The organism is Vibrio injensis, from assembly GCF_001895205.1.
Taxonomy (GTDB): domain Bacteria; phylum Pseudomonadota; class Gammaproteobacteria; order Enterobacterales; family Vibrionaceae; genus Vibrio; species Vibrio injensis.
Window position 1 is genome coordinate 601856 of sequence record NZ_BDJF01000027.1, and the last position, 26579, is coordinate 628434.

24 protein-coding genes are annotated in these 26579 nt (G+C 43.6%); 12 read left to right on the forward strand and 12 right to left on the reverse strand.

The window, feature by feature from the left end:
* Positions 1 to 132: 132 nt before the first annotated feature.
* Positions 133 to 264, forward strand: a complete 132-nt coding sequence (locus tag BSR11_RS17540; protein ID WP_256593214.1) for a hypothetical protein — start codon at positions 133 to 135, stop codon at positions 262 to 264.
* 164 nt (positions 265 to 428) lie between these two features.
* Positions 429 to 1691 (forward strand): DEAD/DEAH box helicase, encoded by a 1263-nt coding sequence (locus BSR11_RS14685; RefSeq protein ID WP_072671076.1) that lies wholly within the window; start codon positions 429 to 431, stop codon positions 1689 to 1691.
* 63 nt (positions 1692 to 1754) lie between these two features.
* On the opposite strand, the gene BSR11_RS14690 is transcribed toward BSR11_RS14685, so the two are convergent.
* Both BSR11_RS14690 and BSR11_RS14695 read right to left on the reverse strand, forming a co-directional pair.
* A complete protein-coding gene (locus BSR11_RS14690) occupies positions 1755 to 2534 on the reverse strand; it encodes a TetR/AcrR family transcriptional regulator (RefSeq protein WP_072671077.1) in 780 nt (259 codons plus the stop codon).
* A gap of 119 nt (positions 2535 to 2653) precedes the next feature.
* Entirely contained in the window at positions 2654 to 3169 is a 516-nt protein-coding gene (locus BSR11_RS14695) for an NUDIX hydrolase (protein ID WP_072671078.1), read from the reverse strand.
* A 339-nt stretch (positions 3170 to 3508) separates the two neighbouring features.
* On the opposite strand from BSR11_RS14695, the gene BSR11_RS14700 reads away from it, so the two are divergent.
* Positions 3509 to 5158 (forward strand): ATPase RavA domain-containing protein, encoded by a 1650-nt coding sequence (locus BSR11_RS14700; RefSeq protein ID WP_072671079.1) that lies wholly within the window; start codon positions 3509 to 3511, stop codon positions 5156 to 5158.
* Positions 5159 to 5171: 13 nt separating this feature from the next.
* On the forward strand, positions 5172 to 6614 hold the full coding sequence (viaA, locus tag BSR11_RS14705) for an ATPase RavA stimulator ViaA (protein WP_072671080.1): 1443 nt from the start codon (positions 5172 to 5174) through the stop codon (positions 6612 to 6614).
* A gap of 3 nt (positions 6615 to 6617) precedes the next feature.
* Here viaA and BSR11_RS14710 read toward each other — a convergent pair whose 3' ends face one another.
* The 4 genes from BSR11_RS14710 to BSR11_RS14725 all read right to left on the reverse strand — a co-directional run bounded on the left by BSR11_RS14710 (position 6618) and on the right by BSR11_RS14725 (position 9463).
* A complete protein-coding gene (locus BSR11_RS14710; RefSeq protein WP_072671081.1) occupies positions 6618 to 7277 on the reverse strand; it encodes a hypothetical protein in 660 nt (219 codons plus the stop codon).
* Positions 7198 to 7923, reverse strand: coding sequence for a hypothetical protein (locus tag BSR11_RS14715; protein ID WP_072671082.1), 726 nt, complete (start codon positions 7921 to 7923; stop codon positions 7198 to 7200). Before BSR11_RS14715 ends, BSR11_RS14710 begins: the two co-directional genes overlap by 80 nt.
* Positions 7924 to 8103: 180 nt before the next feature.
* The gene (locus tag BSR11_RS14720) at positions 8104 to 8577 is read right to left on the reverse strand and encodes a peroxiredoxin (protein WP_072671083.1); all 474 of its coding nucleotides are present in this window, start codon (positions 8575 to 8577) and stop codon (positions 8104 to 8106) included.
* A gap of 193 nt (positions 8578 to 8770) precedes the next feature.
* The gene (locus BSR11_RS14725; RefSeq protein ID WP_072671084.1) at positions 8771 to 9463 is read right to left on the reverse strand and encodes a tRNA (adenine(22)-N(1))-methyltransferase; all 693 of its coding nucleotides are present in this window, start codon (positions 9461 to 9463) and stop codon (positions 8771 to 8773) included.
* A gap of 106 nt (positions 9464 to 9569) precedes the next feature.
* Between BSR11_RS14725 and BSR11_RS14730 the strand changes: the two genes are divergently transcribed.
* The 3 genes from BSR11_RS14730 to BSR11_RS14745 all read left to right on the forward strand — a co-directional run bounded on the left by BSR11_RS14730 (position 9570) and on the right by BSR11_RS14745 (position 11622).
* On the forward strand, positions 9570 to 9992 hold the full coding sequence (locus BSR11_RS14730; protein WP_072671085.1) for a VOC family protein: 423 nt from the start codon (positions 9570 to 9572) through the stop codon (positions 9990 to 9992).
* A gap of 202 nt (positions 9993 to 10194) precedes the next feature.
* The gene (locus BSR11_RS14740) at positions 10195 to 10548 is read left to right on the forward strand and encodes a GlpM family protein (RefSeq protein ID WP_072671087.1); all 354 of its coding nucleotides are present in this window, start codon (positions 10195 to 10197) and stop codon (positions 10546 to 10548) included.
* Between the two features lie 33 nt (positions 10549 to 10581).
* Positions 10582 to 11622, forward strand: coding sequence for an AbrB family transcriptional regulator (locus BSR11_RS14745; protein WP_072671088.1), 1041 nt, complete (start codon positions 10582 to 10584; stop codon positions 11620 to 11622).
* Positions 11623 to 11683: 61 nt separating this feature from the next.
* Here BSR11_RS14745 and glpD read toward each other — a convergent pair whose 3' ends face one another.
* The 4 genes from glpD to ahpC form a co-directional block, all read right to left on the reverse strand.
* Entirely contained in the window at positions 11684 to 13228 is a 1545-nt protein-coding gene (glpD, locus tag BSR11_RS14750; RefSeq protein WP_072671089.1) for a glycerol-3-phosphate dehydrogenase, read from the reverse strand.
* Positions 13229 to 13581: 353 nt separating this feature from the next.
* Positions 13582 to 14019, reverse strand: a complete 438-nt coding sequence (locus BSR11_RS14755; protein ID WP_004396583.1) for a DUF3069 domain-containing protein — start codon at positions 14017 to 14019, stop codon at positions 13582 to 13584.
* A 270-nt stretch (positions 14020 to 14289) separates the two neighbouring features.
* Positions 14290 to 15858, reverse strand: coding sequence for an alkyl hydroperoxide reductase subunit F (gene ahpF, locus BSR11_RS14760; protein WP_072671090.1), 1569 nt, complete (start codon positions 15856 to 15858; stop codon positions 14290 to 14292).
* 179 nt (positions 15859 to 16037) lie between these two features.
* Positions 16038 to 16595, reverse strand: coding sequence for an alkyl hydroperoxide reductase subunit C (gene ahpC / locus BSR11_RS14765; protein ID WP_072671091.1), 558 nt, complete (start codon positions 16593 to 16595; stop codon positions 16038 to 16040).
* 249 nt (positions 16596 to 16844) lie between these two features.
* Here ahpC and BSR11_RS14770 point away from each other — a divergent pair, with 249 nt between their 5' ends.
* The 3 genes from BSR11_RS14770 to BSR11_RS14780 all read left to right on the forward strand — a co-directional run bounded on the left by BSR11_RS14770 (position 16845) and on the right by BSR11_RS14780 (position 20595).
* The gene (locus BSR11_RS14770) at positions 16845 to 18092 is read left to right on the forward strand and encodes a S1 family peptidase (protein ID WP_072671092.1); all 1248 of its coding nucleotides are present in this window, start codon (positions 16845 to 16847) and stop codon (positions 18090 to 18092) included.
* The gene (locus BSR11_RS14775) at positions 18089 to 18448 is read left to right on the forward strand and encodes a hypothetical protein (protein WP_072671093.1); all 360 of its coding nucleotides are present in this window, start codon (positions 18089 to 18091) and stop codon (positions 18446 to 18448) included. Before BSR11_RS14770 ends, BSR11_RS14775 begins: the two co-directional genes overlap by 4 nt.
* 587 nt (positions 18449 to 19035) lie before the next feature.
* Positions 19036 to 20595 carry an AbgT family transporter gene (locus BSR11_RS14780; RefSeq protein WP_072671094.1) on the forward strand — a complete coding sequence of 520 codons (1560 nt, stop codon included), beginning with the start codon at positions 19036 to 19038 and terminating at the stop codon, positions 20593 to 20595.
* An 81-nt stretch (positions 20596 to 20676) separates the two neighbouring features.
* Here BSR11_RS14780 and BSR11_RS14785 read toward each other — a convergent pair whose 3' ends face one another.
* Positions 20677 to 21390 carry a GntR family transcriptional regulator gene (locus tag BSR11_RS14785; protein WP_072671095.1) on the reverse strand — a complete coding sequence of 238 codons (714 nt, stop codon included), beginning with the start codon at positions 21388 to 21390 and terminating at the stop codon, positions 20677 to 20679.
* Positions 21391 to 21575: 185 nt separating this feature from the next.
* Here BSR11_RS14785 and BSR11_RS14790 point away from each other — a divergent pair, with 185 nt between their 5' ends.
* Both BSR11_RS14790 and BSR11_RS14795 read left to right on the forward strand, forming a co-directional pair.
* A complete protein-coding gene (locus tag BSR11_RS14790; RefSeq protein WP_072671096.1) occupies positions 21576 to 22901 on the forward strand; it encodes a 6-phospho-alpha-glucosidase in 1326 nt (441 codons plus the stop codon).
* Between the two features lie 59 nt (positions 22902 to 22960).
* Positions 22961 to 24523 (forward strand): alpha-glucoside-specific PTS transporter subunit IIBC, encoded by a 1563-nt coding sequence (locus BSR11_RS14795; RefSeq protein ID WP_072671097.1) that lies wholly within the window; start codon positions 22961 to 22963, stop codon positions 24521 to 24523.
* A gap of 304 nt (positions 24524 to 24827) precedes the next feature.
* Here the strand turns inward: BSR11_RS14795 and BSR11_RS14800 are convergent, their stop codons facing one another.
* Positions 24828 to 26531 carry an FAD-dependent oxidoreductase gene (locus BSR11_RS14800; RefSeq protein ID WP_072671098.1) on the reverse strand — a complete coding sequence of 568 codons (1704 nt, stop codon included), beginning with the start codon at positions 26529 to 26531 and terminating at the stop codon, positions 24828 to 24830.
* Positions 26532 to 26579: the final 48 nt, after the last annotated feature.

Consider the following 26579-nt stretch of genomic DNA (forward strand, 5'->3'; position numbering starts at 1 on the left):
CTAGCATCTGACTGGTGATGCATCGCTGACTGTGCTAAATGTGTTGTCGCTATTATTTTTGTTAAGTACGGTATAACACCACACGGAGTGGAAAAGTGATGCACTTTTCCAGTAATAACACAGGAGGTCGGGATGACAGACCAGATAAACATTAACGATGATAGCTTAGAGCTATTGGACGCTTTGGAAATTGGTTGCGAATTGAGTCACTACGATACAACGGCTTATGACACCAGTGAGGCTGACGTTACCTTACTCTGTTAGTTCTCATCATGATTTCCATTTGCGTACAAAATGATCACTATAGGTGGCGATCCTCATTTTCGCAAAGCCAAAGCCATAACTATTTGCTACAATCCGCGCCCAGATTTTCTTTACGCTCAGCGTCGAACGCTGGGCGTTTCTTGTATTTTTAAAAGGAAAGTAGCATGTCTTCACCCTTCAAAACCTTTTTAGACTTGGGTATTGCACCTACTTTAGTTGAGAGCCTGAATGCGTTAGGTATTGAGACGCCAACAGAAATTCAAATTCAGGCCATCCCACCCGTTTTGGCAGGACACGATGTCCTTGCTGGAGCACAAACCGGAACAGGTAAAACGGCGGCCTTTGGTTTACCGCTTTTACAGCGCTTGGCAGCATCGAAAACTGATGTTGATGTGAGCAGTAAGGATATTCGTGCTTTGGTGTTGGTGCCAACGCGTGAGCTTGCCCAGCAGGTATTTGACAGTTTGACTGCTTACGCGAAAGGCAGCGAGTTAAAAGTTGTTGTTGCTTATGGCGGCACCAGTATGAGTGTGCAGAAACAACACTTGCGTGGTGGTGCTGATGTACTTATCGCCACACCTGGGCGGCTTTTGGATCACGCACATGTAAAAAGTCTTTATTTAGGCAACGTACAAACCTTAGTGTTGGATGAAGCGGATCGAATGCTGGATATGGGCTTTATGCCTGATATCCAAAGAGTCTTACGTAAGTTAAATCGTGCACGACAAACGTTATTCTTTTCTGCCACCTTTGATCAAAAAATTAAAGCACTGGCTTATCGGATGATGCATGAGCCGATAGAGGTACAAGTGACACCAGCGAATACGACAGCAGATACAGTGTCACAAATGGTTTATCCGGTTGATAAAAAACGCAAAAGCGAGCTATTGGCATATTTGATCGGTTCACGTAACTGGCGGCAAGTATTGGTCTTTACTAAGACCAAGCAAGGGAGTGATGCTTTAGCTCAAGAACTGAAGTTGGATGGGATCAAAGCGGCTTCGATCAATGGTGATAAAAGCCAAGGCGCGCGACAAAAGGCGTTGGATGATTTTAAAGCTGGTAAGATTCGGGCGTTAATTGCCACGGATGTCGCCGCGCGCGGGATTGATATTTGCCAGTTAGAGCAAGTGGTTAATTTCGACCTACCTTATAAAGCGGAAGACTATGTTCATCGCATCGGTCGCACCGGACGGGCTGGGCAATCCGGTTTGGCGGTCTCTTTAATGAGCCCACAAGAAGAGCCGCTATTGCAAGCGATTGAGCGATTGTTGGATCAACGCCTACCACAAGAGTGGCTAAAAGGTTTTGAACCATCGCCATTAGAATGCTATGACGATACGCCTCCTCTGCGATTGAGCCGCTCTGCGGAGAAACGTCAATTAAAGGCTAAGCTGAAAATTCACGCCAAACGTGGCAAAAGATAGTTAAACATATAACCCTCCTTCAAAGGCGTGAGCCTTTAGGAGGGGTATGTGTTAGATCTTGGCTTAATCTTTTGTCGCTGATGCGTCTTCGTCAGTGGAGAGGTTTTCCGATGGATGAGAGAGGGCGCACTGTTTTCGCCAATCATACTGCACATCATAGACCAGCTCTTTGACGGAACGAGGAGATAAAACATACTCATCGGTAATGCGGTATTTTTGAATCATCAGCCCATTAAACAGTTGCCAGTGGTTGAGTAAGCACTGGTCGAGGTCCGCTTTTTCATCTCGCCATGTTTCTTTAAGAAAAGGCGTTAAACTGGCCGCACTGTGGGTGTACATGATCATCTGCCATTTTACTTCCCAAATTTTGATCGGTGCTTCAGGGCATTGCTGATTGTACTGTTCGGCAAAACCTTCAATTAATCGTTCTATTTCACCCGAAGTATCCATAAAGTAGTCGATTAATGCATCTTCTTGACGCACAGCATCGGCAATCAATTGGATGGGTTGCTTGACAATCAATCCATGAGCCAGCAGGCGCATGATAAACAGATAGACTTTCACGTTAGCTGGCATGGATTCTGGGATCTCTTTGATAACCCTACGCATATAATGCTCAACATACAGATGCAGGCCGTCACTAATGCTGTGCCAGATTTTCTCTTTACTACCGAAATGATGACGAATCAAACTGTGTGATACCCCCGCTTTGTCACTGATGTTACGCAAGGAGACTCGTGCATAACCGAAATCACAAAACAGTTGTGCTGCAACTTTGAGGATATGATAGCGAGTGTTCAGTGCATCTTCAGCACTGCGCCGCCCTTGTCGTTTTTCCGTCATGTCACTTCTTCATTGATTGATTACTGTGATGTTTTACCAGATCTACCGCAGAGTTTCACGGATAACTGGCGCATGGAGAGATTGAATGCACAAAACCTCGCCTTAATTGATGCGAAGGTTCATAAATAACCGCAGAGTTTGGCTTTACTTAAGCAAGCGATGGTTTTTGCATCGCTGATATCGCCATCAATAATGTACTGTTCGAGCTCTTCAATCGTTAGGCTTAATACCTCTATCAGTTCATCATCATCACACTGAAAGCGTTGAGTTTTCGTTAGTTGTTTGGCGACAAATAGATATTGTATTTCGTCACAAAATCCGGCCATCGGCGTTACTTGGCCTAATTCAAAAAATTGTTCGCCACTGTAGCCAGTCTCTTCCTCTAGCTCACGTTGTGCACATTCAAGTGCTGTTTCATTATTTTCGATGGTCCCTGCCGGTAATTCGAGTAACCATTTTTTTAACGAAGGTCTGAATTGACGAATAACGATCACTCGTTTATCGGTTGTTATTGGCAATATAACCGCTGCACCCGGGTGTTTGATGGTGGTATGGACCAAGGTTTGTCCGTTTGGATAGATAATGGTTTCTTCAACCAGTGCAATGTTTTTCCAGTGGTGTATGGTTTTTATCATGGACTAATAATCTATTTTTTTATCTGTTGAAATGCCGAGGCAGTCAGCGATGAATAAAAGCAATAAGGTATCAACAGAGGGCGGTTATCGTTAAGCGACTAACCTTACCCCATTTAATAGGATACCCCAACTCAATTGAGGCTCAGACGTGACGTTTCTACGAGTTTGTTATTGAGTCATCAATAGCTTGGGAGGCAATTCTGCAAACTTTGATCTCAATCCTTTTCTCACGATTGAGATCTGGTATAAGGCAGGCCCGAGTTTAAAATACAACTTGTAACAAATTAATAACGAATGTATAAATCCCGCTGTACCCTCAGCCAGCTACGGAGCGTTTCTATGATTTCCCCTTCTTCTCATGCACAAAAAGCGTTACTGGCAGAAAGAATTAATAAATTAGCCAAAGCATTGGCTGATGGCGTGTATGAGCGTGAAAGTACGATTAAGCTCTGTTTGCTCGCAGCTCTGACGGGTGAAAGTGTTTTTTTACTCGGCCCTCCCGGGATTGCAAAAAGTTTAATTGCCAAACGTCTTATCCAAGCTTTTGAGAGCAGTAGCTATTTTGAGTACTTGATGACTCGATTTTCTACCCCTGAAGAGGTATTTGGCCCATTAAGTATTCAAGAATTGAAAGATAATGGTCGCTATCTACGCCTAACGGATGGCTACTTACCGACGGCACAAGTGGTTTTTCTGGATGAAATATGGAAAGCAGGGCCGGCGATTCTTAATACATTGCTGACAGTCGTTAACGAGAAGACGTTTAAAAATGGCAGTGATATTGAACGTGTTCCGATGCGTTTGTTGATTTCGGCTTCCAATGAATTACCTGATGAAGAGAGCGGTCTTGATGCTTTGTACGACCGTATGTTGGTACGTGTTTTTGTTAACCGTATTCAAAATAAACAGAACTTTAAATCGATGTTAACGGTAGGCACGCCACAAGAAGCGAAAATTCCGGATGGACTGGCAATCACCGATCAAGAATATCATCAATGGTTAAGTGAGTTAGATAAGCTGACGTTAACCGACCCGCTGTTTGAAAAACTCTATCTGTTAAAAGCGCAATTAGAACAAGCGGCGCAAGAGAGTGGTTTACCGGCCGATGATGTTTATGTTTCTGATCGTCGTTGGAAAAAGTCGGTGAAGTTATTGAAAGCGTCTGCTTTTTTTAATGGACGAGATCAGATCAGTCCGCTGGATTTACTGTTATTACAAGATTGCTTATGGAACAGCCCCGAGTCTCGTGAATTGGTGTATCGAGCGACTCGTGAGTTTGCGTTACGTGAGGCATTTGATCAATCTCAGGTTGAGCAACAAATTGACCGCTGTCGTATTGAATTGACGTCCATTCAGCAGACGTTAGAAAGTGAATTAGCCATGGAGCCGTCACTAGAAACCACCAATGGCTTAAGAAAAAAACAATTTCATCAATACGATCTCAGCCAAGCTAAACTTTATCAAGTGGGGCAAACAAAGAATCTCGTTAAACTGGTATTGCTGCAAAACAATTTATCGGTTGCTGAAGCAGAAAAAGGCGATAGTCGATGGATTTACCTTAGTAAGCCTGAGCTGCAAAAGGCGATTAAACAAGGACAGGGAGAGATTTACGGTTACGTTAACCACAATCCGAATGTATTCCGGTTACGGATCGAATTGGATGGACAAGGGAAGTTAGTTATCAAAGATATTGCCAATCGCTCCGTATTGTTAGCGTTGGTGACTAAGCAAGGGTTAGATGAGCAACAGTATCAACTTTGGTTACAACAAGCGGAACAGGCGTTGGCACAACTCAAGCAAACGGAGCATCATTTACGTCAAGTGCGTTCAGATTTTCATAGTGCGTTACCACATAACTTTATTGATCCCGAGCTGCCTGTGGCGATGCAGTCGATATTGCATGAGTTACAGCAGCAATTAGAAGAGACGCACAGTGAGTTTGAGAAAACCGTTCAGCGTTTTAGGCAGTTAAGTGATTTTTTTAGTTAATTGAGGTCTGATTATGCTCGGTGCAGACAGCTTGAATATCGTTTTAGCCATCGCGGAATCTGGCATTATTGAAACCGCCGTCAATGATCTATTGGCGCGTTCACAAATGATGATGGTTGAAAATGATGGTATTCGTGCGTCGGTAAAAAATCATTTAGCGAAGTGGCATAGTCAAGTTAAACAACAGATTACCCAAGTCACAGAGAGTGAGCATTTTCAAACTGAAATGGCACTTTACCAACAAGTGATTCATTGGGATGAAGAAACCTTTTTCAGCAAACTACCGGAACTGGTCAAGCAGTTAGAAGGGATGTCGTCTTTTTATCTGAAAGCTCGTCAATTAATGGAAGATAACAATGCACTGAAAAATCCGATGTTTGCTCATTTTTTCTGTGACCAATGGTACAAAGCTTTAAGCGAAGAAATTAAACAAGCGCAGATTATTGAGCTTGAAGCGAGTAAAGAACAGGCTTATGCCGAGTTGTACCAGCGGATGGAAACGTTGCGTAATATGGATGATGTTACCCAATCTGGTGATGAAAATCACGTTGGACGCTTATGGGATATGGCGGCCGCTAAGTTAAGTCGAACCGATCTAAACGTCATGAAACGTCACGCTGACTTCCTCAAAAAGCATAAAGGGCTACAAGAAATCGCAGAGCAACTCGGACGAATGGCCAGTCAAATTGATGATCCTTCGTTCAATCCAACGCTAAATGAACATCCTGAGGTGGTGGAAGAGAAATCTGATCAAGCGACCGATGACATTGTTGGCATTCATCCTAGTGATGATCTCAATAAGTTACTGCCGAATGAAATTCTTTTCTTGAGTCATCCAGAACTCGAAGTGATTTTTTATAAGCATCTGATAGATAAGCGCTTAATGAACTATCGTATGCAAGGTAAATCACGCACGCTGCGTAAAGTTCGTGCTCAATCTGCCGAGCATGCGCAGTTAGAATTAGAAAAAGGGCCGTTTATTATTGCCATCGATGCATCAGGCTCAATGAAAGGTTTTCCTGAGCAGTGCGCCAAAGCGATGGCCTACGCTTTGATGCAAATTGCGCTAGCCGAAGATCGTGATTGTTTTGTGATGCTGTTTTCAACACAAGCAATTGTCTATGAGCTCACGCGGCAAGATGGTCTGCGTGAAGCGAGTGATTTTTTAAGTTATACCTTTCATGGCGGGACTGATCTGCAACCTGCGTTAGAAAAAGCGATAAGTTTGATGCAAGGTGAGCGATACAAAAATGCCGATCTGATGGTGATTTCAGACTTTATTGCGCCTAAGCAGAACGAATCGATTTTGCTGCAGGTTGAAGATTTAAAACGCAGCCATAACCGCTTCCATGCGTTGACCTTGTCTCGTCATGGTAATCCCGAACTGATGACCATGTTTGATCACTGCTGGCATTACCATCCTAATTTATTGGGTAGACTGGTGAAGAAATGGTAGCCATCAACGTTTGCTATTAAGGATCTGCTGGATACGTGGGTTGAGCGTTTTCCCGTGTTGCTGCTCATACTCCTCCCGTTTGAGATCATTGACGTTTTTCACTGAATGGGTCGGGAGTAAGTTGTTGGGCAATTCAGTCACTAATTTCCCTTTTTCTTCAAGCCTTTTCGCTTCCAAATAATATTTTTTAAACAGTTGATCTAACTTGGCTTCCGCCACTCGTTTTAAGTCATACAGCTTGTTTTGAACTAACCATTTCTCAATGTTATTTTCTGGTTCGCGCGCGAGTACGCGGATCCGGCTGTCGAGTAGCTCTTCGGCAGTAAGAGCATCACGCAGTACCCAAAGCTCGCCCATTTGTGGTGGCCAGCTATTGCCCAACTGAATACGTTCATGACAATGCTTTAATACTCGGTTGAGACTATTTGGATCTATCGATTCAGCGAAATCAATAAATTTACCCGTAGGCAAACTGCCATACTGATATTCCCATTGCGTTTCATAAACACTCAAGAACGAGCCAAAAACATGTAAGCACCAGTCGGAAGGCTCCTCAGGATGAACACTATCGACTGCGATGGGCTCAGAAGGTGGGCTTTTTTCCTTTTTGGATAAGCTGCTGTCGGAAGCGCTCAGATGGGCTAAGCTTTGGTTTATACCCATTTCCCGTAGTTTGCTCTCGATTTCCTGAATGTTCAGAGGTTTTCGCTTGCTGTCTTTCATTGAGTTTCTCGTTAGTCAACCAATACTGGAGTTTGTTTTCTAATCGGGCGACGGTTAATAGCTCGCTGGCTTTAGACTTGTGCCAGAGAACAAACTTTTTCCACACTAATAGATGATCATTGTTAATGCCAGAGAATTTAAAAGCACGCTCTGCCCACATGGGGATTTCACTCTCATCCAAATCATGCGTTGCGATTGCGTTCCCTTGCAGTAAATTAGACGAGTTATTGCGATAGTGTAACGCTTGCTTTGGCAGATTGGGAAAGTTTTCCTGTTGTGCAGGTGCAGGTGATTTAATGGCTATCGATTGGCGCTCTTCTTCGCTAATCCGCATCTGGAAAATATGCAGCTCATGACCATGACGATAGTCTACTTTGATTTTTTCAAGCCGTTGCTGTTCACATAAAGCACGTAAACATTCGGCTAAACCAAAGGTAGATAAGCAGCAGAGTGGGCCCATATGCTCTAAATTAACCGTGACATAGCCCATATCATCCGCGCAGTCGGCGAGCAGTAATAAAACCAGTTTTTCCGTTGCACTTGCGCAGTTGAGTTGCCAGGCTAGATGGGTATATTTTGCGCTCACTTATCTTGCTCCGACTTCTGTATAACGTAAAAAGAAACGTTATTGTATGTCAGTCGCATAGGGAGTTGTAGGCTTGAGAGTAATTAAATTCATTTACACAATAGCGATATGCGAAAGAAATGAATTGGCCCCATTATGTTTTGGGGCCATAAGTATTATCAATAGTGGCTTAAGCGTTGATTACAGTAGCGCAAGTAACGTTTCTGCTTTACTGGCCTCGAAGGCTTTCCCTTCTTCAACATTGAGTGTTGTGACAACGCCGTTTTCAATGATCATCGCATAGCGTTGTGAGCGGATGCCGCCAAAACTGCCAGTGTCCATTTCAAGACCGAGAGCTTTGGTAAAACTAGCATCACCATCGGCGAGCATTAATAGCTCAGAGGCATTTTGCGCTTCACCCCATGCTTTCATTACAAATGCATCATTAACCGCAACACAGGCAATCAGGTCAACGCCTTTCGCTTTGAAAGTATCGGCATGAACCACGTAACCAGGTAAGTGGGCTTCTGAACAGGTTGGGGTAAATGCACCTGGAACAGCAAATAAGACCACTTTTTTGCCCGCAAACAATTCTTGAACATTATGATTAACCATACCATCGGCGGTCAGTTGGCTGAGTGTTGCCGCAGGTAAAGATTGTCCTTGCTTGATCATCTTGGTTCCTTAATCGTGAGTTGTCCCTGCGGTTTGAAAATCAAATCGCCTGAGGGAAGAGATTACTCATCCAGTGTAACTCTAAATACGATGACCAACCACCGACAAACTGTAGGGAAATCATGATGAGTTAATGGCGTTATTATGGTTGCTACCACTTGTTATCGATGCACCCCAGTTTAGGGCTGATATTTCATTCTGATAACGTGATTGAAACGGAGTGATAAGCACGGACAATTGGCGCGGCTTTTTCAGGGTGACTTTTTTCAACACGCTGATAATGGCTAAGTAACTTAGTTAAATATCCTTGCGCATGCTGATATTCAGCGAGGGTCTTGACTTGCCAGAGTGAGTCGCCTACCAGACTGATCGTTGGTGCGTGATTATCAGTAGAAGATGGTGTTCCAATATACAGCACTTCGTAATAACGGCGGTTGTCTTCGACTAGGCTTTCATGATACAGCCGACAGGACAACTGACGTAACTGTTGTCTTAAGCGATAGGTGTGATAAACCGGACAAAGTATAAAATCGATCGATTGGTTTGGATGAGTGGTGATGATTTTGTCCACCAGCTCCGCGGTTAAATCACCACCGACACCCGCGATGATCACTAAATGACGACCGCTATAGTCACTCAGTGGTAAAGCTGCTACGTCTAGGCTGTCGGCGGTCCATTGAGTTTGATTAGGAAAGTGGCGTAAAAGGCGCTGGCGTAACACGTCAATCAGCTCGGGGACAATATCAACAAAATGAATGCAGCTCGCCGCTTGGCGCGTTAATAGCGCTTGTCCCAACCAACCATGATCACAGCAGCAATCCCAAATATGATCATAAGGCTGGGTAATCAGTTGCTCAATGTGTTGTAGGCGTTGGCTTAGCTTCATGGAAAATAACGATTAGTCAATTAAGGAAGCGGATTATACTCAACTTAACTCGCGAACCACAATTTTAAACGATCAAGCTAAGATAAACAGCCATAAGGAGAAAATAATGTTGACCATCCACGGTTTGGATCACGTGGTGTTACGCACCACTCAGTTAGATAAGATGCTCTATTTTTATAGCACTGTGCTTAGTTGCCCGATTGAACGTACTTTGCCAGATGAAGTGGGATTAATTCAATTACGAGCTGGTTCAGCCTTAATTGATATTGTTACCGTTGATAGTGAATTGGGTAAATTAGGTGGCAAAGCGCCACAGCAAGATGGACGTAACGTGGAGCATATTTGTCTGCAAGTTTCTCCATTTGAAGAGACGGCGTTATTAACCTTTCTGGATCGGCACGATATCCCTCACTCTGATTTTGACACTCGTTATGGCGCACAAGGTTTTGGACGTTCGATTTATATAGAAGATCCTGAAGGTAATGTAATTGAATTAAAAGCTTTTCAGCAATATACCCTTCCTACTTGAAGCTGCAGGGGTGTTGGCTACGTTCGTTCGCCCCAATCACATAGTCTATCTATGCTCATGGGGACTCACTCACTTGCCGCCTACCTGCAACTCCAAGTGGTTTGGGTATAACGGTCTATTTTCACAGGTTGAGAACTTCATCTTTACATCTTGTAACAACTGGTTATAGTAAGCACGCGTTGAGAATAACCAAGGAATGACCATGCTGGCTCTGTTTTTGAAATGTTTATTGGGCGCAGTAGCGGTGTTGATCATTGCTATTCTTTCAAAAAGCAAAAGCTTTTTTATTGCTGGTTTAGTGCCATTGTTTCCTACCTTTGCTTTGATTGCACATTATATCGTTGGCTCTGAGCGTACCATGGCTGATCTGCGTATCACGGCTTTATTCGGCCTCTATTCTTTGATCCCTTATGCCGCCTATCTATTAGCGATTTATTATTTTAGCTATCACTTCTCTTTACTGTGGACATTGAGTTTATCTACCTTGGTGTGGCTAGCTTTCGCTGGCGTATTGATTTTGAGTTGGGGTCGCTTTCATCCAAGCATCGCGGCGTGATCGGCCGTGATATCTGCATAAATAGGAGAAAGTATGCGCATAGCAAGTGTTAACTTGATGACCATTACTCTGATTGCTTTGTGTGCCATGTTAGTGGGAAGCTTTTTCTCTTTGCCGTTAAGTGAGTTATTTATCGCTGCCATTGTTGTGGTGCTATTGCGCAATCAAGCGCAAATCACCTTGAATCTCCCGAAAAGTTTGTTGATGTTTGTACAGGTGATATTGGGGATCAGTGTTGGAGCGACCATTTCGCTGCTTGAGTTAGCGCAAACCTTGAATATATCCGTAGTCGCAGGACTGATGGTTTGTCTATTGTTGCAGACGGGGGGCGGCTTTTGGTGGCTACACAAACGGGAAGGTTGGCATCCATTTGAGGCATTATTGGGTGCTATTCCTGGTGCGATGGCGGCGATACTGGTGATCAGTGAGTCGGGGAGTAAGCCATCGAGTAAAGTGGTTTATGCTCATTCAGTTCGGTTAATTATTTTGATCTTATTGGCAGGGATCATTTCTCTTAACGGCCCCCGTATTGCGGTTAGTCATCCGTTGATGGGTATTGAACAATGGTTAGTGTTAGGAACTATTGTTGGGGTAAGTATGGTTTGTGGCAAACTGTCAATAAAATTGGGTATTCCCGCTCCTTATATGTTGGCCTCGTTACTGATCGCTGCTGCCTTCAATAGTTTCGTCCCCACCGTTTCTTTCGCCGTGCCGATCCATTTGGTGTTATTTGCTACCGCTTTATTGGGCGTGTTAATTGGCGTGCGTTTGGCAGAAACGACATTGCGTGAAGCAGCTTCTTATTCTAAAGCTGGGGTGATAGTCACCCTGATTGGCTTAATGGTTGCCGCAGGCGTATCGTGGATTGCCGCTCACGTCTTGGGCATCAGTTGGTTGGTATTACTGTTATCTTGGGTGCCTGGAAGTGTTGAAGCGATGACCGCGGTTGCTTTATTACTCGGTTTAGAGCCGGCTTTTGTGATGGTCAATCATGCTATTCGATTACTGCTTTTATACACCATGCCTGCGCTGTTCAAGAAGCAGTTAGAGCAGTTACGCCCGTCTGAACAGTAAATTAATTCATCGTATAAAAAACCACCGCGCAAGGCAGTGGTTTTTCTATTTTTGATTCTGTCTATCCAGCCGCGCGTTGAGCGCTATTCGTTTCTGCTTTCGTACTTAGGTATTGAGCGACGCTATCAACACACGCCAACGTATGGTCAATACCTAGCTTGCTTCGGCGCCAGAAAATATCATCTACCTGATGGGCATATTCATGCTCAATCAAATAATCGATTTCGATTTGATACAAATCATCGCTAAACTGAAGACCCAAATCCGCTTGGTTTTGCACGCTATCAAGCATGGTATGACAGCGGGTACCATAGTTAGTGACCCAACGCTCTAAGATGGCTTGATTGACAAATGGCAGCTGTTGTTTCAATTTGGCCAGTAGCTTATCTCGCGCAAAAGCTTCTCCTCCCGGTAATGCAGATTGTGCTGTCCAACTTGGTTTCATCTGTGGGAAGAAGGGGGCAAGCTGTTTCATCGCTGATTCGGCCAATTTACGATAGGTAGTCAGCTTACCACCAAAAATCGACAGCAGTGGAGCTTCATCACCGTGTTGGTCGAGAGATAAGGTGTAATCACGAGTAATGGCTTGTGGTGAGTCCGATTCATCATCACATAAAGGACGCACACCGCTAAACTCAGAGACGATATCACTGACAGCGATCTCTTTCGCAAAATGCTTATTGACGATATCAATCAGGTACTGACGCTCTTCTGCTGAAATAGTGACTTGTCTTGGATCGCCTTTATATTCGACATCAGTGGTACCGATCATCGAATACTTACCCAAATAAGGGATAACAAATACGATACGCTTATCTTCGTTTTGCAAGATATAAGCTTGTGGCTCATCGTGAATTTTCGGCACAATGATGTGTGAGCCTTTAATCAGGCGAATACCGTAAGGTGAATCGATTTGGATATTGTTATCTAAAAATTGCTTAACCCAAGGCCCAGTCGCATTGACTAAGGCATGGCTTTTACGCACAAAACGCGTTTGCGTTCGTTCATCAAAGAGCGTAACAGACCAGATATCATGTTCACGAGTGGCTTTTTCTACTCGGCAATAATTCATTACCTCTGAGCCGAGTTCTTTGGCTTGCATCGCATTAAGAATGACCAAACGAGCATCGTCTACCCAGCAATCGGAATATTCAAAACCGACCGACATTTCAGGTTTCATTACGCTGCCGGCCTGCAAGGCGACTTTTTTACTGCTTGGCAGTGACGTTCGCTTACCTAAATTATCGTAAAGAAATAGGCCTGCACGAATCATCCACGCAGGGCGAAGAAATGGGCGATGAGGAAGACGAAACCGCATCGGTGTGACAATATGCGGTGCTTTTTTAAGTAAAACTTCTCGTTCAGCTAATGCTTCACTCACTAAACGAAACTCGTAATGTTCGAGATAACGCAGGCCACCATGGATTAATTTAGAGCTGGCTGATGAAGTGGCACTGGCAAAATCTTGTGCTTCATAGAGCCCGACTTTTAAACCTCGCCCAGCGGCGTCGGCGGCGATGCCAGCACCATTAATGCCGCCACCCACCACGATAATATCTAACACTTGGTGTTCGTTAAATTGCGTTGAACTGTGCTGTTGTTTCATTTTGATGGCCTTTGTGTTCGTTTTTGTCTTTTAATGTTCGTATGAAACCATTAAATGGTCAAGATTGGCAGTTATTACGTGTGTTTTTTTGATATGGATCATGTTTAATGCGCGTTTGAAGGTTAAGGTGATTCATTAATCGCGTTACTGCGTATTTATTTACCTTAATGATCGAGAAATGTACCAATCAGATGAGTATAGGCCAGTTAAATGACGACGAAATGAAAGTTATTGGTAGTGATAACAATCAGCCGGCAGAAAGGAGAAAAGTGAAATGATCTGCGGAACTAGAAAATAAAAAAGCTCGCGATTACGGTTAGATAACGGCGAGCTAGGTATCGATGGTTATTGAACTATTTAACAAACACGTCTTTAAAATCACGTTTTAAAATAGGATCACGACGGGCTTTCTTGATTTGCTTGACCATGTCTTTAACGCAGTTATGTAAGACTTGATCGAGTAATTCAGCACGGTATTCTTCTTTGTCTTGCTCACTCATGTCTTTTGGTAACTTCAGCGTTGGAAACTCTTCCATTACATTGACACCTGCAAACGCTTGGCTTACTGAAATCAGCGCATGGAACTGCTCAAAGTTATCAAGGATATTTTGCGCACTAGCAGGCAGGCTATTCCATGCTTCTCTAACGACCTCTTCTGAGACTTCATGAATCGAAGCCACCATGTTGTACATTTGCTCGGGTACTTGGTCAAATTCAATCACCTGACGCAGTTCAGGGGATACGGTATCCAAATTAACGATCGGTGCTTCAGTTTGAGTCGTGTCTGACATGAAAAATTTCTCATCAAGGAAAAACCTCATGCTAAAAAGTTACACTGAAAAGTCAACCTAAACGTATCAATAAAGCGCTAAGCGCGGAGATTTTGTTCGTATCATCAGCATGGCTAACAGCCGGCAAAGGTTGAAACAGAGCTTTTCTGCTAAAAATTAGACTAAAAGCCAGATCGCGATTAAATTCATGGCAAAAAAAAGACTCCTACGATAGCGACCTAGAAAAGGAGTCAGCCGCATCGCAAGAGTCAGAGTCGTCATCAGGTGAGGTTAGTTCTGTTGACGGATAAGGTAGTCAAAAGCACCTAAGCTGGCCTTAGCCCCTTCGCCCATCGCAATGATGATCTGTTTGTAAGGAACCGTTGTCGCATCACCTGCGGCAAATACCCCCTCAAGACTGGTTTCACCGCGACTGCCGATTTCAATTTCACCACGCGGTGATAAGTTAACCGCGGAATCTTTCAGCCATTCGGTGTTCGGTACCAAACCGATTTGCACAAAGATCCCCGACAATTCAATGTGTTTAATTTCATCAGTATGACGATCTTTGTAGTTCAATCCGGTAACTCGTGTCCCGTCACCGATCACTTCAGTGGTTTGCGCCATCGTGATGATATCGACGTTTGGCAATGAGTTAGCTTTGTTGATTAATACTTGGTCAGCGCGCAAAGTATCTGCAAACTCTAATACCGTAACATGCTCAACGATACCCGCTAAGTCAATCGCCGCTTCAATACCTGAGTTACCACCACCGATCACTGCGGTTCTTTTGCCTTTAAATAATGGACCATCACAGTGTGGGCAGTAAGCCACGCCTTTATTGCGATATTCTTGCTCTCCTGGTACGTTCATTTCACGCCAGCGAGCGCCGGGGCTTAAAATCACGCTGCGACTTTTAAGGCTGGCTCCGCTTTGTAAACCGACATGAATGCGTCCATCATCAGTAAATTCTGCGCCCATTAATTTATCGGCTTGCTGTTCAGTAATGATGTCTACGCCGTACTCTTTTAGGTGCTCAGTTAGGTTAGCAGTAAGCTTCGGACCTTCAGTATGTTTGACTGAAATAAAGTTTTCGATAGCCATAGTATCCATGACTTGACCACCAAGACGCTGGGCAACAATACCGGTGCGAATGCCTTTACGAGCCGCGTAAATCGCTGCTGCTGCACCGGCTGGACCACCACCAACAACCAGCACATCGTAAGGGGCTTTTTCATTGAGGCTTGCCGCTGCTTTTTCGGCTGCGCCATCGTCTAACTTGTGTAGAATTTCAGTTAGACTCATGCGCCCTTGACCAAACAGTTCACCGTTTACGAATACGCTTGGCACCGCCATAATGTCGCGCTGTTTGACTTCATCTTGGAATAGAGCGCCATCGATCATCGTAGTACGAATGTCGGGATTAATTGCCGACATCATATTGAACGCCTGCACGACATCGGGGCAGTTTTGGCAAGACAGTGAAATAAAAATCTCTACGTCTAATTTTTTGTTTAACTGGGCAATTTGCTCAATTACTTCTGGCTCTAGTTTCATGGGATGACCACCAGAGTGGAGTAGAGCGAGAACTAAAGAGGTAAATTCATGGCCCATAGGCACACCAGCAAAACTTAATTGAGTTGCTTTATCTGGGTTACTGACGGTCATGATAGGCTTACGCGCACTGGCATTGTCGTCACGCTCGACCGAAACTAATGGGCTGAGTTCAGCAATGTCATTAGCCAGAGCTAGAATGTCTTGCGCTGCTTTACTTTCATCGAGGCTGACCACTAAACGGACGTCTTGTTTCAGATTACTGAGATATTGTTTTAATTGTTGTTTAATCGCTTGGTCTAACATAGAAACACCTTGTCGAATACGTTGAAAAAAATGGCCACTCTGGATGAATGTCTTTAAGAGAGAGCAAGCTAGGCATTTAGGTCGTCAGAGTAAAACACCCAGCCTGCTCTTAATCGGTTAACGTCTGTGCTTGCGGATGTGGTTTAACACCACAGGTTCGCTATCAGCGTTAATGAGAATTAGATTTTGCCTACAAGGTCTAAAGATGGCGCTAGCGTTTCTTCGCCTTCTTTCCATTTTGCAGGGCACACTTCACCTGGGTGAGAAGCCACGTATTGTGCTGCTTTGATCTTACGCATGAGGTCTTGTGCATCACGGCCAATACCTTCAGCAGTGATTTCCATCGCTTGGATAGTACCTTCTGGGTCGATAACGAAAGTTGCACGGTCTGCTAGACCTTGACCTTCACGCATTACACCGAAGTTGTTGGTGATGTTGCCGGTTTGGTCGCCTACCATGTAGTAGTTGATTTTGCCGATAGTGTCAGAGCTGTCGTGCCATGCTTTGTGAGTGAAGTGAGTGTCTGTCGATACAGAGAACACTTCTACACCGCGTTTTTGTAACTCTTCATAGTGATCAGCAAGGTCACCAAGTTCTGTTGGACAAACAAACGTGAAGTCAGCTGGATAGAAGAAGAACACGGCCCATTTACCGAGAACATCTTTTTCTGTGATTTCTACGAACTCACCGTTTTTGTATGCAGTTGCGCTAAATGGTTTGATTTGAGTGTTAATCATTCTTTACTTTCCTTTTCTGTAAGTTTTTGATTTCGCAATGTGTTGCGCTCGGTAAGTATATTCCCACTTTGAGTTGATAAAAGAAAATTGCTTATGTCTATCCTATTAATAGGCGAAAGCTATTTTAATGGAAGAGACGTTATCTAGATATGTTTAAAAAATACAAACACATACAAAAAGTTGCTATATTTATCAGCCACTAAAATTATACTGGATGCATATCATAAGGATGAGGGGTAAGGATTATTTATGCGTAACACAATAGGTCTTTTATTGGCCGCTGGATTGGTTGCTGGGCCAGTAGTGGCAACAGAATCGACAGAAATGCAAACCAGTTTTTCGAGTCGTATTATTGGTGGAGAACCAGCAGAAAAAGGTCAATGGTCTTTTATGACTGCGTTGATAAGAAATCAAGCGAGCAATAGTTATGAAGGACAATTTTGTGGGGCGAGTTACTTAGGTGATGGCTGGGTGTTGACCGCTGCCCACTGTGTGGAGAGAATCAACTTTAACGATTTCCATGTGCATATTGGCGTGCATGATCTGCTGAGAGCGAGCATTGAAGGTGAACGTGCCGAGATTAAAGCAGTTTATGTAAATGAAAAATATGCAGATGCTAGTGATTACAGCAATGATATTGCTTTGATTGAGTTAAAGCCGAAACCTAATGCTGACGCAGTAGCACTAAAAACAACTGAAGGAGATCTGTCGGAAGGGCAACTTCTAACAGTCATGGGCTGGGGAAATACGATATCAGATCGTAATCAAACACCCCAATATCCATCAGTGTTGAGACAAGTTGATTTGCCTTATGTGCCGAGGGCAACTTGCCAAAATCTTGGTGGTGATTATAGCGATATTGGTGACGATGCCATTTGTGCTGGCTTTCCAGAGGGTAAAAAAGATTCTTGCCAAGGGGACAGTGGCGGCCCATTAGTGTACAGCCATAATGGTAGCATTGAGCAGGTGGGTGTGGTGAGTTGGGGAAATGGCTGCGCTCAGCCAAACGCCTATGGGGTTTATGCTAATGTTGCTTATTTTCAAGATTGGATCGCTGAGATAAAAGAATCGGGTATCAGTTATACCCAATATACTTATCGTAAAGTGACTCAACCAACCGTAGAGGAAAAGCTTGTCATAGAGAATACCTCTGATACGGCATGGTCTATTCTTGACATAGAACTTGAGCCTGATTCCAAGCTCACTATAACAACCAATACTTGTATTGGTAAGACTTTAGAGCCTTCTAATAGCTGTAGTATCCATCTAACCTCAACCTCAAAAAAACTGTTTACTCAACTGGATGATATTCGCGAGGTACAACAGTTAGTGGTGACGACTGACCGCTCGAATGATGAATTATCGCTTTTCTTGGTGTTTGAACGTGATAAACCAGATTTGCCTTCTTCTTCTGGTTCAGGCGGCAGTATCGGTTGGTCTTTATTTGGGTTAGGTTTACTCGGCTGGTTCCGTTTTCGTAAAGGAGTGAGATTATGATAAGAGTCGTATTCAGTACATTATTAGTATTCATATTGAGCGCTTGCAGCGGTGCAGAGAGTGCAGCAACTGACCCAGTAGTTGGAGATAAAATTCCTCTACTGAGTTATCAAGTTAATCCCAATCATATCGCCTTTGAAGCGCTAGGTAATGGATGCAGTCAAGCGGATCATTTTGCGCTACAAATCGATTCAATCCACCGACAAGCAGCAACGGTATCGGTGATACGCGTTAAACAAGATATGTGTCGTCGTATGCCGATGTGGGAATCGTTCACGCTTGCTTTACCTAAAGAGATCCAAGGTAAAACCCTTTCCGTAACCAACCCCCAAGGGCAGGCAGATAGTAAAGGTTAATAATCACAACGTGTTTATGGTTTGTGAGATAAACCAGCGGCGCAGTGCCTAGTTATGGCTGCGCCGTTTGAGTTTTTAACGCGCTAGGTTATCAAAGATCGATCATTCAGATCAGGTGAAATCAGGTAGCTAGAAGATATCTCGCTAATTGAGCCTGTTTTGAAGAGAATCATTCTGTATATAAATTAAACCGTAGGCTTACTTTCCCTCCCTTCTTGTGACAGTTTTCTTCAACAAATACTGATATTAGTACTCATTTTTAATCATTTATGACCTTTATTGATAGATAATGCTTGAAATGTTCCATTAACTTTTGATTTACTCTGCGGCAGCATTGCTAAGGTTAATGCAATTTACTTGGTGATATATGCTGAGTTGATGAACAGTAACCTCGGTTAGTCTGCTGAAATACTGAATCAGCTCATCGCAATGACTCGGCTCACTTTCTTACTACTGATAGCAATGGCTGCATAAACATCCTCATACGCCCTCATTCATCCCAATGATCTAGGTCGATATAGGTGCTGCAGTGAAGTAGTTTGAGCATAGCTATGATTTTAATGGATGACATAAGGATAGAGAAATCAATGAGTGAAATCGCGGATAAGGAATCAACGCAAGGCCGTGGTGTACTGCGTTTTATTGCCCTTGCGGGACAGAAAATCCCAGACCCTATTGTGATATTTATGGTGTTATTTGCTGTCTGCCTACTCCTCACTGGAGTGATGAATGGTGTGCAGTTTGTAACCACGGGAGCGGATGGCGCGAGCACCACGCACAGCATTAAAAACATGCTGGCAACCGAGCACGTGCGTTGGGTATTTGATAATGCGTTACTGCAAAACTGGCTAGCCTTTGGTGGCGGTGTTCTGGGCGTCATTTTGATCGTCATGATTGGTGTCGGCATTGCCGAGCATTCCGGTTTATTGAGCACCGTAATCAAACGAGTAGGCACTAAAATCAGTGATCGTTGGTTACCTTTGCTACTGGTCTTTTTAGGGATTATGAGCTCGATCGCCAGTGATGCGGGTTATTTAGTCTTAATTCCTTTAGCTGGTATGCTTTACGCTGGTTTAGGTAAAAACCCACTAATCGGTATGAGTGCGGCATTTGCGGGTGTTTCTGCCGGCTTTAGTGCCAACTTGATCCCCGCTACGCCTTCAGACGTGATCATCGGCGTTAATGCCCGAGTCTTTGCTGAAGCGCAAGGTGTGCCGTTTGTGAATGCGGCGGGAGAGGCGCTTAATCCTGCAACAATGCACTATTATTTTATTTTTGTTTCCACCATTTTGCTTGCCGTTGTTGGTGCTTGGGTGACAAAACGTTTCGTAACTCCACGCTTAGAGAAGATGAGTTATCAGCTTCCTGAAGATTTGAATTTAGATGACTTTAAGGTTACTGAGAAAGAGCAAAAGGGATTACGCGCTGCAGGAGTGGGTCTAGTTCTTGCGCTGTTAATGGTGTGGGGACTGATTGTTGGCCCATTAGCAACCTATACTGATGCCTCTGGCCGTGAAGTTACGCCGTACCTGAATAATGTCATTTTATTGATTGCCTTAGTTTTTACCATTATTGGTGTGTTTTTTGGTGTCGCGAGCGGTAAATTCAAGAAAGTTCAAGACGTCGTACAAGCGATGGTTAAGCAGATGAACACGATGGGCTATATCTTAGTCTTGACCTTTTTCTGCTATAACTTCTTGGCTCTGCTTAGTTATTCCGGTCTTGGCACTTATATTACCTATCTTGGTGCGACCTTCTTGCAATCCCTTGGGCTGCAAAAATTCCCGATCTTATTGATTGTTGGTTTCTTGCTGACCACGGCGGTAATTAACCTCTTTGTCGGTGGTTTAACCTCGAAATGGATGTTATTAGGCCCTATTTTTGTACCTATGCTGTATCAAGTAAACCCGAATATGACGCCAGATTTAGTGGCTGCGGCCTATCGTGTTGCGGATTCATCAACCAATATCATTACGCCGATGATGAGTTATGCTGGAGTTATTTTAGCCTTTATGCGTAAGTACAAACCGGAGCTATCGTTTGGTGATGTGATTGCGATGATGATCCCTTATTCTGTTGCTTTCTTAGTCTCTTGGACAGTATTACTGATTGCTTTCTTCACTCTCGGATTACCATTAGGTTTCTAAAGTGATGTTATTCTAATAAAAAGCCCGATTGCATATCGGGCTTTTTATTATCGATAGGTAGGTTGTTCGGGTATATTTGAGTTAACGTTTACGATGCGCAACAAACTCAAAACTGTATTGATGGAGCCTAAAATAGTTAATAGTAAATTCAAACGGTCGACCATCAACTAATTCACCCACCGATTCGACGCGAAGGATAGGGGCTCCCACCTCGCTATTAAGTAAAGAAGCTAGCTTTTCGGTCATTGTATCCGGCCAAATGACTTGTCGGCTTAAGGCTATCGTCAGTCCTTTTTGATTCTCAATATAATCATATTTTGAGGTTTGCATCACTTCTAAACTTAAGTCGGTAAACATTTCGACCGGTAAATAAGTGCACTCTAAAATTTCCGGTTCTTTATCGATCAAACGCAAGCGTTGTACGGCGTAGATAAGTTGCCCTTCTTCTAGTTGTAATTTTTGGGCAATTGAAGCATTGCAGGGCTGAATTTCAAATGTGATCACTTGCGAAGACGGTTCTCTGCCTTGTGCTGACACTTCTTCAATAAATCCGCTTAACTCAAAGGCATTATGTTGAGTTTTTGGTGCTTTGACGTAAGTACCACTCCCTCTGACACGAACAAGTAAATCTTGTTCAACCAAGATCTCCATGGCTTTACGAATCGTCACGCGGCTCACCGAAAATGTATTTTGTAGTATTGCTTCTGTGGGGAGCAGTGTTCCCGGTTTGTATTCACCACTTTTGATACCTGCGATCAATTGATCGGCAATCTGTAAATATCTTGGTTTGTCCACGCAAGTCCTCCTTTCATTAATGCTAGCTATGATAGCAAAACTGTGATCGTTAATACATTTAAAATACATTTTCGATAGGCTAGTGTCGTGCGGATCAAAAAACACCCTAATATGTATTACTAATGTATTATTTGTTTGGTACTTTAACAATACAAAGTGGCTGGTTACAGAATGAGGATAACAGCATGAAAAAACAAAAACTCACCATCGTTGGAGCGGGTAGTACCTATACATTAGGCATGATCAATAGCTTGATTGCAGAGAAAGAGAATTTTCCACTCAGTAAAATTACTTTCTATGATATTGATGAACAGCGCCAGGCTTCGAATGCTTTAGCGACCGAAATTGTTCTGCGTGAAGCCTATCCAGAAGTTGAAGAATTTATCTATACCACGGACAAAGCAGAAGCGTTTAGCGATAGTGATTTCTTTTTTATTCAGATCCGTACCGGTGGCCTAGCGATGCGGGAACGTGATGAGCAAATTCCGCTTTCATTCGGTTGTGTCGGTCAAGAAACCTGTGGGGCAGGTGGTATGGCTTATGGACTGCGTTCTATTGGTGACATGATCACCTTAGTTAATGAGATCCGCGATTATGCTCCGGATGCATGGATTTTAAATTATACCAATCCGGCAGCCATTGTTGCAGAAGCCTTAAATCGAGAGTTTCCTGACGACAAACGAATTCTTAATATCTGTGATATGCCAGCGGCGATCATGGTCAGCTATGCTCAGCTACTTAACTGCGAAATTTGGGATTTGGTTCCAGAGTATTTTGGCCTCAACCATTATGGATGGTTTACTAAAATTCGTAATCGCCAAGGGGAAGATCTGACCGATAAGATTAAACACATTATCCTTGAGCAAGGGATCAGTGCCGTGGATGCCGAAATTGCCGATGATCCTTCATGGCAAGCAACATTTAAAAATATGCAGACCATGTTACGTGATAATCCGCAATTTTTGCCTAATACCTACCTGCAGTATTATCTCTATCCAGAAAAAATGGTTGCCAAAGAAGACATTAATAACACTCGTGCCCGTCAAGTGATTAATGGTCGAGAAAAGCGAGTGTTTGAACTTAACCGACGCATTATTGAAGCGGGCACAGCACAGAATGAGCAGTTACATGCCGATATTCACGGCCGCTATATGGTCAGAGTTGCTGCTTCACTAGCCTATAATCTTGGAGAAACCTATCTTGTGATTGTGCCGAACCAAGGTGCAATTGCAAACATTCAATCCGATGCCATGGTTGAAGTACCAGCAGCATTGACCAATGACGGCCCGAAACCTTTTGCGGTTGGCCATATTCCAACCTTCCAAAAAGCCATGATCGAAACTCAATTGGGTTATGAAAAATTAGTGGTTGATGCTTGGTTTAGTGGTTGTCGTCAAACTTTGGTTAACGCTTTAACGCTAAATCGCACCGTGGTAAATGTGCCGACGGCACAGGCCATCGTGGATAAATTATTAGTAGAAAATGCCTCCTACTTACCTCAATTTCAATAAATTATCAGGCCCAGTTATCCGGGCCTATTTTATAAGATAAACCAAAGGATGAGGTCATTATGAAAGATATGATCCAACGTTTTGGCGCTGCGATGTTTGTTCCAGTGCTATTGTTTCCGGCCGCTGGGATGCTGCTTGGATTCTCAGTTATGTTACTCAATCAAGATTTATTTCCTTGGGCTGTTGAAGGGAGTACTTGGGTAAAAGTATCCACTATCTTATTGCAGGCATCATTGGCAGTATTTAAAAATATGTCTTTGGTGTTTGCGGTGGGATTACCGATCGCCTTGGCAAAATCAGCCTCTGGCCGTGCGGTACTGGCTACTTTAGTTTCTTACATTACCTTTAATTATGTAGTGGGTGGGATACTACAATTTTGGGGGCCAGAATTAGGGGTGAATTATGTCGCGGGTGAGCGTGGTTTAACGGATATTGGCGGAATTTTAACCCTGGATACTAACTTGATTGGTGCAATTGTGATTGCAGGGATCTCGGTATGGGTTCACAACCGCTACTTTGACAAAAAATTACCAAACTGGGCGGCGGTGTTTGGCGGCACCCCATTAGTCGTCATCATTAGCTTTCCCATTATGGTGTTGCTGGCGATCGTCACCTGTTTAGTGTGGCCAAGCATTCAACATGGCATCAATAACTTACAAACCTTTTTAGTCTCTGCTGGTTCATTTGGGGTGTGGGCATTCACCTTCCTTGAGCGAATTATGATCCCAACAGGATTACATCACTTTGTTTATGGTCCGGTGTTTTATGGCCCTGTGGCTGTGGATGGTGGGACGGTTGCCTATTGGATTCAACATATTCCAGAGTTTGCGGCTAACCCAGCGCCATTGACCGAGCAGTTTCCTCAAGGGGGTTTGATGTTAACCGGGATGGGTAAAGTCTTTGGTTGTACAGGTATTGCACTCGCTTTATATTCTACAGCGAAGCCAAACAACAAAAAAATGGTGTTGGGTTTAGTTCTGGGCGCGTCTTTGACGGCCATACTCACCGGGATCACTGAGCCGATTGAGTTTACTTTCTTATTTATTGCTCCGCTATTGTTTGCTTTACACGCTGCGTTATCGGCGACCATGGCAACGGTTGCTTATTGGTTTGGTGTGTCAGGTAACTTCCAGACAGGTTTGATTGATTTTGTGTTCCAAAACTGGCTACCTTTGGGCAGCAATCATGCTGGAACTTATATCATTCAAGTTTTCATTGGCTTAAGTTTTACCGCTATCTATTTCGTTGTTTTTCGTACCTTAATTTTAAAATACGATATTCCTACTCCTGGGCGTGGTGATGCGCAAGCTAAGCTATACACTAAATCTGATTTTAAAAAAGGTGCGGCGGTTGGTGAGGAAGCGAACACTAGCGAAGACAGCCAAGCGCTGGCCTTTATTGAGGGGTTAGGAGGTAAAGAAAATATTGCGTTACTGACTAACTGTGCCACTCGCTTAAGAGTAAAAGTACATTATCCAGAAAACGTTGCTGAAACAGAATTCTTTCAACACCATGGAGCAGTAAATGTGGTGAGAAATGGCGACAGTTTTCAAATTATTGTTGGTTTAACCGTTCCTCAAGTTAGAGAAGAAATGAGCCAGCATATACGATTACCTGCCTAATCACCGGTTTGCTCCTGTGCTTATAGTTGTTAGGTAACCCCCAGTTCCTTCAAGTTATTTACAGGGGCATTTTTAATACTTGAGTATTGAATTTTATAACTTATATCCTCTTCTACCTGAAGCAGCAGAGGGTTGGCTACGTTCGTTTACTCCAGTCACATAGCTTGCCTATGCTCATGGGGACTCGATATCGGCAACTCCAAGTTGTTTGGGTATAGCTATTTATGTAAACAATCAGTGTTAGTTTTGAAAGCCAAATATATCAATACCAGCTATCTTTGGCTGGTATTGATATTTGATAACATCACACTTTGGAATAAAAATAAGTACGATAACCACCAATCAAATTGCGAGCTTTAAAGCCATTGTTTACTAACTGGCGATAAGCGACATTACCGCGTAACCCAACTTGGCAGTAGATGATGATCTCTTTGTCTTTAGGTAGCTCATTAAGCCGTTGGCGTAATTGATCAACCGGAATATTGATATCCCCTTGTAGATAACACCCTTCTTGGCGTTCTTCAGGATTGCGCACATCTAAAATGATCTGATCGTCACTCAGGGTTGCGAGTTGATCAAAGTGAATCGCTTTTGCATCACCTTTCATCAGGTTTGTAGCCACAAAGGCTGCTTGGTTAATCACATCTTTTGCACTGCCGTATGGTGGTGCGTAAGTCAACTCTAGGTGCTGAAGTTGTTCCACTGTCATACCAGCGCGTTGCGCTACGGCCATCACATCAATACGTTTATCAATTCCGTCTTTGCCAACCGCTTGCGCGCCGAATATTTTGCCGTTATTGGGATCAAATAACATTTTAAATGAGACAATTTCTGCTCCCGGGTAGTAGCTGGCATGGCTAGCGGTGTGGACGTAGACTTTTTCGTATTCGATCCCTTCACGCTTTAACTGTTTTTCGTTTTTACCCGTTGAAGCAACGGCAAGATCAAAGACTTTACAAATAGCGGTGCCTTGTGTGCCTTGATACGTTTCTTTGCGACCGAACATATTGTCGGCTGCCATTCTACCTTGCCGATTCGCTGGGCCTGCTAGTGGCACGAGTGTTGGTTTACCTGTTACAAAGTCTTGCTCTTCAACCGCATCGCCAACGGCGTAAATGAAAGGATCACTGGTTTGCATTTCTGCGTTAGTCCAGATACCACCGAGTTGACCAATCTCTAATCCTGCTTGTTGCGCTAGTGTGGTTTCAGGCCGCACGCCTATTGCCATAATCAATAGCTCAGTGGTTAACGATTCGCCATTACTTAATGTTAATGAAAGTTGACCACATAAATGCTGAGTAGAAGCTTGCTCGCCAGCGTCGGTATTCGCAATGGAAGTAGTTGCAATAAATTCAACCGATTGCAAGGCGACTCCTAAACGTAAATCGATGCCTTGACGGCGAATTTCATGGTGGACAAAACCTGCCATTTCTCTATCGACGGGGGTCATGACTTGGTCAGCCATTTCAATCAGCGTGGTGTTAATACCAAGTTGATGAAAAGCTTCCATCATTTCTAAACCAATAAAACCACCACCCACTACCGTTGCGTGAGTGGGCTTATTCATCTGGATCGTTTGGATAATGCGATCCATATCGGGAATGTTACGTAGCGAATGGGTAAGTGGATTATCAAGACCAGCAATAGGAGGAACTATTGGACTTGCCCCTGGGCTAAGGAGTAAGAAATCATAGGATTCGTGATATTCTGTGCCGTCGACAAGGTTTTTCACGGTAACCGTTTTTTCTGAGCGATTGATCGCTATCACTTCATTCATCACTCGTACATCCACGTTAAAACGAGCGAGAAAACTTTCTGGTGTTTGTAGTAGCAATTTGCTGCGATCTTGAATATCGCCACCGATGTGATAAGGCAAGCCGCAATTAGCAAATGAAACGAACGACCCCCGTTCAAACATGATAATTTCTGCATCTTCACTTAAACGGCGAGCTCTGGCTGCGGCAGATGCGCCACCTGCGACGCCACCAATAATAACGATCTTGGTCATAATTACCTCTTCTAGCTTCTAAAAAAATAGTTAGCTCTTAAAAATACT

Coding starts and splice junctions, on each gene's coding strand:
- BSR11_RS17540 (WP_256593214.1), top strand. CDS start 133: ATGACAGACCAGATAAACATTAACGATGATAGCTTAGAGCTATTGGAC.
- BSR11_RS14685 (WP_072671076.1), top strand. CDS start 429: ATGTCTTCACCCTTCAAAACCTTTTTAGACTTGGGTATTGCACCTACT.
- BSR11_RS14690 (WP_072671077.1), bottom strand. CDS start 2,534: ATGACGGAAAAACGACAAGGGCGGCGCAGTGCTGAAGATGCACTGAAC.
- BSR11_RS14695 (WP_072671078.1), bottom strand. CDS start 3,169: ATGATAAAAACCATACACCACTGGAAAAACATTGCACTGGTTGAAGAA.
- BSR11_RS14700 (WP_072671079.1), top strand. CDS start 3,509: ATGATTTCCCCTTCTTCTCATGCACAAAAAGCGTTACTGGCAGAAAGA.
- viaA (WP_072671080.1), top strand. CDS start 5,172: ATGCTCGGTGCAGACAGCTTGAATATCGTTTTAGCCATCGCGGAATCT.
- BSR11_RS14710 (WP_072671081.1), bottom strand. CDS start 7,277: ATGGGTATAAACCAAAGCTTAGCCCATCTGAGCGCTTCCGACAGCAGC.
- BSR11_RS14720 (WP_072671083.1), bottom strand. CDS start 8,577: ATGATCAAGCAAGGACAATCTTTACCTGCGGCAACACTCAGCCAACTG.
- BSR11_RS14725 (WP_072671084.1), bottom strand. CDS start 9,463: ATGAAGCTAAGCCAACGCCTACAACACATTGAGCAACTGATTACCCAG.
- BSR11_RS14730 (WP_072671085.1), top strand. CDS start 9,570: ATGTTGACCATCCACGGTTTGGATCACGTGGTGTTACGCACCACTCAG.
- BSR11_RS14740 (WP_072671087.1), top strand. CDS start 10,195: ATGCTGGCTCTGTTTTTGAAATGTTTATTGGGCGCAGTAGCGGTGTTG.
- BSR11_RS14745 (WP_072671088.1), top strand. CDS start 10,582: ATGCGCATAGCAAGTGTTAACTTGATGACCATTACTCTGATTGCTTTG.
- glpD (WP_072671089.1), bottom strand. CDS start 13,228: ATGAAACAACAGCACAGTTCAACGCAATTTAACGAACACCAAGTGTTA.
- BSR11_RS14755 (WP_004396583.1), bottom strand. CDS start 14,019: ATGTCAGACACGACTCAAACTGAAGCACCGATCGTTAATTTGGATACC.
- ahpF (WP_072671090.1), bottom strand. CDS start 15,858: ATGTTAGACCAAGCGATTAAACAACAATTAAAACAATATCTCAGTAAT.
- ahpC (WP_072671091.1), bottom strand. CDS start 16,595: ATGATTAACACTCAAATCAAACCATTTAGCGCAACTGCATACAAAAAC.
- BSR11_RS14770 (WP_072671092.1), top strand. CDS start 16,845: ATGCGTAACACAATAGGTCTTTTATTGGCCGCTGGATTGGTTGCTGGG.
- BSR11_RS14775 (WP_072671093.1), top strand. CDS start 18,089: ATGATAAGAGTCGTATTCAGTACATTATTAGTATTCATATTGAGCGCT.
- BSR11_RS14780 (WP_072671094.1), top strand. CDS start 19,036: ATGAGTGAAATCGCGGATAAGGAATCAACGCAAGGCCGTGGTGTACTG.
- BSR11_RS14790 (WP_072671096.1), top strand. CDS start 21,576: ATGAAAAAACAAAAACTCACCATCGTTGGAGCGGGTAGTACCTATACA.
- BSR11_RS14795 (WP_072671097.1), top strand. CDS start 22,961: ATGAAAGATATGATCCAACGTTTTGGCGCTGCGATGTTTGTTCCAGTG.
- BSR11_RS14800 (WP_072671098.1), bottom strand. CDS start 26,531: ATGACCAAGATCGTTATTATTGGTGGCGTCGCAGGTGGCGCATCTGCC.